The organism is Petrotoga sp. 9PW.55.5.1 (assembly GCF_003265365.1).
Classification (GTDB): domain Bacteria; phylum Thermotogota; class Thermotogae; order Petrotogales; family Petrotogaceae; genus Petrotoga.
Genome location: NZ_AUPM01000078.1, coordinates 1 through 3,560, shown reverse-complemented (window position 1 = coordinate 3,560; position 3,560 = coordinate 1). Strand labels below are relative to the sequence as shown.

Here is a 3,560-nt window from a genome sequence, read left to right as displayed (position 1 = left end):
GAAAGTTAACTTTTCGATGGTAAGTATTAAAAAAATAACTGAATAACCTATCTAAAGCTACTACCCCAATCAAAAAAAATAAAAAATAGGGTAAGATATTAATTTTTTGAAGCGATATTATTTCATCAATTAAGTATTGAAGAAAAAAAGGGTTCAGCGAACCAAATGCAATACTTATTATACCTAAAAGAAATATGATAATCATATATCTTTTATAATTTTTTACACCATATTTTATAAGCCTTTTCGCATATTTGTTCATATAATAACCTCCAATGATTCGTTTGATCAGTAGTTTGATTCTAAAAAATCTTCTTTGATTTTAATTAAAATAGAGTCTTTTATGCATTTTTTAAATGGCTCGCAGGTTTCATATGGTATTTTCATTTGGTCTCCCAAAAGAATAGGAGCTATAGGACAACCACGGCAAAAATATTCTAAAAAACAATTGGAACAGCTTTTATCCTTGGTTTTATCAAATATTTTACTATATTTTTGTTGTGATACTGCTAAAAGATTTTCTAATTTCTCTTTACTTTCAAATACATTCCCTAATGAAAAATCATTATTATCAACTAAAAGCTGACATGGAAAAATATTCCCTATTGAATCAACTACAAAACTATTAATCCCGCTTCCACAAAAATAAGGATTAGGTGCTTGCTCTAGGATTTGATTTACTAGTTCGTTTATTAAATTGATTTTACTATTGTTTCCATTTTGATATAGATTTATAGCCTCTTGATATTCACCCAGTAATACCAAATCTCTATTGACAAGTGAGACCTCAGGATTTTTTGATATTACGGGAGCGATCATAATATTTTCTATTTTAAATTCTGTATAAAAGAATGACTTTAGATCACTGGGTTTAAATCCATTTTTTATATGAAAGTTTGTGTATGTTACTTCTACTAATTGAGGTTGATTAATTTGTTGTAGAGACTCCATATTTCGTTTTATAATTTCGAAAGAAGGGTATCCTCCCTTGAAAGGTCTTAAATAGTTTTGAATTATTTCTGGACCATCTATGCTAACAACTACTTCAAACTTAAACTCTGAAAATTCTTCTATAAGTGCTTTTAACTCTTCGATTATTTTTTTTGAGACACCTAAACCAGTAACAATATTGAGTATGGGCTTTTTCTTTAAAAACCCTTTTTGGCAAAGGGACTTGACATAAAGAGCTGTTTCTTCAATACATTTTATATTTAATAAAGGTTCTCCACCAAAAAATTGAACTGTTTCAATATCATTAAATAAATTAACAAAAATTTCTAAAGTTCTTTTGGCTGTGACACTGTTCATAAAAGAATTTCTCCCATAGTTACCCCCTCTTGCATAGCAATATTTACATTCTAGGCCACACTCTTGTGAAACAAGAAGAGCCAATCTTTCTAAACTTTTAGAAGTATTGTTAATTTTGTACTTTATAAAAAATTCTATTTCGTTCCAAAACTCCAAAATAATATTTTCATTCTTTTTTAGCCAGTTATATAGGCAAGAATCATCCACTTCATTTAAAAGTTCATAGAAGATTTGCTTATAAGGTTCTTTTAAATAGTAAATCTTAAGTGAAGGTTTATGAAATAAAATTCCCTTTTGTCCATTCCCCGTAGAAAGAAGAAAAAGATCTTTTTTCAATTTATTTAAGTTTCTTTTTAATAATTCTAATTTTAGATTTTCCATCTTCTCACCCCTCGTATAATAGTAAATTGAGAAACACATTTTTAATATCTACTTTTATTTATTTTAGGAGTTTTTTCAACATATATAAAAAAGACTTTTTGCTTTATCTTTTAGATTATCAAAAGTGTTCGTGCCCTTTTCCCTTAACAAAAAATTAAACAAATGGGAAATGGGCACGAATCTCACTTTTTTATCTCATTACTGCACCACAATTTCCACAACCCTTACCACCACATCCTCCTGATGGAGTCCTACTTTCTTTCGATTTAAGTTCGATCATTTAGTCTGACCTCCTTTCACTACTAATTTTTAGTTTCCCTAACCTGCAGGATGTTTCCTTTGCGCGCAAATATCTTATTTTTTCGCATACTTTTACCTTTTTTAAATAAAAACACTCTTTAGAATTTTGAACTACTAACATAAATATCTAATGATAATTTGCACCCAACTTACCAAACACTTCTCGTCTTTTTAATCCTTTTCGCAATACTCTTTAAAAGTTTAAAATACATACTTACCAACTTTCTTCAATATAACTTACAATTTCTCCAGGATTTAATGATTCGAAACCTGCGATTCCTTCATTATCACCTGCGAAAACAAATATTCCCCCTGATAGCAATACCACTGTCAATAAAACAACAACGAACTTTTTCATTTTTATCCAACCTTTTTGATTTTGTAATTAACCTTCTTCTCTACAAACTCAAAAGACCTTTCACTATTTTTATCATACCCTTTTCTATATGATTTTCAAGCGATTTTTTTATCAGGTTCAAATATAGATTGGAATATATTTTCAGAGATTGCCTCAAAAAAGCTTATGTAAACTCGAAATAAAATGTTTTTTATCATGTTTTATACTCTGTTTTCGCTTTCTCTTTTTTGATGATAGTTATGATTTAATTAATTAAAGAGAGAAAAACGATTAACTATTGACTTGTTAACATTGGAATCAAAGTAAATATTATGTTGTTTTTAAATGACAATTATGGAACAAAAACAGATGTATGTAGAAGGAGATGATTCAAATTCTTTTAGCATTAGAATAAAAGAGTTCATAATGAACTTTGGAAGGTATTATGAAATAAGAAACATCCCAAAAGAATTAAGGTCAAAGGTACCAAAAGAAATTAATGTATTTGTGAAGAAGCACACTTTAAAAAGAAGATTGTCTGCGTCTTCTTTCTATGTTTTTGAAGAAAAAAAGAGATGAATTTGTTGAAACGTTAGAGGGGTTTGGTTGACCAAAAAGATAAACACCTCTTGAAAGGATTGGAGTAAAAGAGCTACGAATATGCATTTTAAATAGTTTGATGTATTTTATTTATTTCTAACGGTTATATAAAAATTATGATCAAAAGATATGATATAATTTGCCTATTGTAAATGATAAAATAAAAATCATAAAAGGATCAAGAATATAGATATAGTTATTTCAAAAAACAAAATACTAATTAGGTTAACAAATGAAGTATGGATTCATATTACAGAAGAACATTCAGAAATGGTTGGATACTATTTCGAAATACTTGGAACAATTGAAAATCCCTAAGTGATTTATAAAGGTAGGAAAGAAGAATTTATAGCTGCAAAAGAAATTGAGAAAAGTAAATAATATCGTAGTTATATATAAGGAAAAAGTAAAGAAGATGAATTTGTAATAACCTCATTTTTAACAAGGAGAAAAAATCAATTGGAAAGGAGACCAAAAATATAGGAAAAATAGAAATAAAAAAGATATTAGATTTGATTCCCATTTTAATAGAAGTTCCTTACTCACGAATATGGATCTCTTATGATAAAGAGGTCGATGTATTATACATAAATTTCAAAAAACCAAGTCATGCAGACGATTCTGAACTTACTAA

General features: G+C 27.9%; 3 protein-coding genes and 1 pseudogene. 1 reads left to right on the top strand and 3 read right to left on the bottom strand.

Annotation, left to right across the window (positions count from 1 at the left end; translation table 11 throughout):
• The 3 genes and pseudogenes from PW5551_RS10095 to PW5551_RS10245 all read right to left on the bottom strand — a co-directional run.
• Positions 1-262, bottom strand: a pseudogene (locus tag PW5551_RS10095) (ABC transporter ATP-binding protein); the annotation flags it as partial.
• A gap of 26 nt (positions 263-288) precedes the next feature.
• Positions 289-1,689 carry a radical SAM/SPASM domain-containing protein gene (locus PW5551_RS10090; RefSeq protein ID WP_158526192.1) on the bottom strand — a complete coding sequence of 467 codons (1,401 nt, stop codon included), beginning with the start codon at positions 1,687-1,689 and terminating at the stop codon, positions 289-291.
• Positions 1,690-2,203: 514 nt separating this feature from the next.
• Positions 2,204-2,347 carry a hypothetical protein gene (locus tag PW5551_RS10245; protein WP_158526191.1) on the bottom strand — a complete coding sequence of 48 codons (144 nt, stop codon included), beginning with the start codon at positions 2,345-2,347 and terminating at the stop codon, positions 2,204-2,206.
• 324 nt (positions 2,348-2,671) lie between these two features.
• Between PW5551_RS10245 and PW5551_RS10085 the strand changes: the two genes are divergently transcribed.
• Positions 2,672-2,905: a hypothetical protein gene (locus tag PW5551_RS10085; protein ID WP_199562315.1), complete on the top strand. Its 234-nt coding sequence runs from the start codon at positions 2,672-2,674 to the stop codon at positions 2,903-2,905.
• The last annotated feature ends 655 nt before the right edge of the window (positions 2,906-3,560 follow it).